Raw genomic sequence first — 2020 nt, 5'->3', positions numbered from 1 at the left:
CATTAGCTGATGGAACAACCAATACATTGTCTGATGGTTCATCACATACTGATGAAGAAATCACTAGTGTATTATATAGTAAAGATACGATGACTTTACAAGGGACAGGAACGCTAATTATTGATGCGAATTATAAAGATGGAATTGTATCAAAAGACTCTTTAGTAATTGAAGATGGTGTATATGAAATCACCTCTACTGGAGATGCAATTTATGGTAAGGACTCATTAACTATCAATGGTGGAGACTTCACAATCTTTACAGGTGATGGTAGCGCAGCAGCCCCTATTCAAGAAGAAGAAATGGGTGGAGGTATAGGTGGACCTCCTGGTAGACCTGGTAGTACAACAACTACAACTGAAATCGATGAAACTGACGAAGGAAGTTTCAAAGCATTAAAAACTCAAGGTACACTTACAATCAATGATGGTACATTCTTAATCGATTCATATGAAGACGCAATTCACAGTGATACGGAGATTCTAATCTATGGTGGAACATTCAGTATTGAGAGTGGAGATGACGCAATTCATGCGGATACACTACTAACAATATTTGATGGTGATATCGATATCGACTACTCAGCTGAAGGTTTAGAAAGTTTCTCAATTATAATTGAGGGTGGAGATATAAGTATAACTGCGTATGATGATGGATTAAACGCAACTAATGGAACAAACACATCTGTCGGTGGAGCTGCTGATCATCCGGATAATGGTGAGTATGATTTATCGACAGATCCTCACATTATAATAAACGATGGAACTTTATTAGTAGAATCAACAGGTGATGGAATTGATGCGAACGGTGTCGTTATCATCAACGGTGGTACAGTATATGTTAACGGTAAAGGAAACAGCGCTGGCATCATTGAAAGTCCAATTGATTTTGATATCACAGGTGTAGTAAATGGTGGAACTGTAATCGCACTTGGTACATCTACTATGGCGTACGAGTTTGATGATGAGAAATCAACTCAAACATCATTCCAAGTAACATTTGGTGGTTTCTATAGTATTGGTACATCAATTGAAATATTAGATGAAAACGAAACTGTTTTAACTACAATGTCATCGACAAATACATTTGAAACATTAATATTCAGTTCTGAGGAATTAGAACAAGGAGGAACATATTACTTGTTGATAGGGACTGACATGTATACAGTAACATTGTCTGAAGATAGTGTCACAACATTATTTAGATAAAAAAAAGACCCATTATTAGGTCTTTTTAATTGGCATATATAAATCCATGCTTCCGTTGTGTATAAATTCTTCATTAAACCCAATGTGTTCTTCTAACCATTGGTGTTCTCCATAATTATAGTTACTAATTTTTATCCAAGCATTTAGTCGTTTCCATGCATCACCAATGGCTTTTCCACCTGTACCTGGGATTAACCCTTGTACTCCAGTTACTGCGTATTGTCCTCCCTTAAACACTTTTGCTTTAACAAGTTCATCTTCCACAACAGTATCTTCACTTATTGTAACCCATACTTCATATCCATACTCTCTTTGGTTCTCTTTTGAAGGACCAGGATTGTCAAATCCGAAGACACGGATTTTATCTTTTTCAATATCTAGTCCACTCTTTATAAACCACTCACCCATAATTTTAAATGCATTATCTTCTGGATCTTTACCAAAGTATTTGTAGTACGCTACACGTACTGGTTTCATTTCTTTTAGTACTTTTATATCAGGGTAGTCCTGATTCTTTATTATTTCATTTACGTATTTATCCATTATATCTAACCTTTCGAGTTCAAATTTAATAGAATCATTACGAAATTGATTCGGAGTAAAGGTTGTACATTTCTTTACTGCTTTTGTGAAACTTGCATGAGATGAGAATCCATTATTAAGAGCTATCTCAAGAATTGAGTTAGTAGTTGTTTTTAGTTCTGTGACTGCGTTTGTGATTCTTCTTGTTCTTATGTATTGTTTTACACTAAACCCAGTTAGTGCATAAAACAATCTATAGAATGTCGCAGTCGACATGAATGCTTTTATAG

Annotated in this window: 2 protein-coding genes; one reads left to right on the top strand and one right to left on the bottom strand. The window is 35.2% G+C overall.

Going from position 1 to position 2020, the window contains the following annotated elements:
• A partial coding sequence (locus AC2LE6_RS01970; RefSeq protein ID WP_484477561.1) for a carbohydrate-binding domain-containing protein occupies nucleotides 1–1208 on the top strand: 1208 nt, incomplete at its 5' end.
• A gap of 15 nt (nucleotides 1209–1223) precedes the next feature.
• Here the strand turns inward: AC2LE6_RS01970 and AC2LE6_RS01965 are convergent.
• On the bottom strand, nucleotides 1224–2020 hold a 797-nt coding region (locus tag AC2LE6_RS01965; RefSeq protein ID WP_484477560.1), incomplete at its 5' end, for a helix-turn-helix domain-containing protein.

Source organism: Candidatus Izemoplasma sp. (assembly GCF_982632705.1).
The sequence above is the reverse complement of the archived record's forward strand: the minus strand, read 5'-3'. Positions and strand labels throughout refer to the sequence as shown.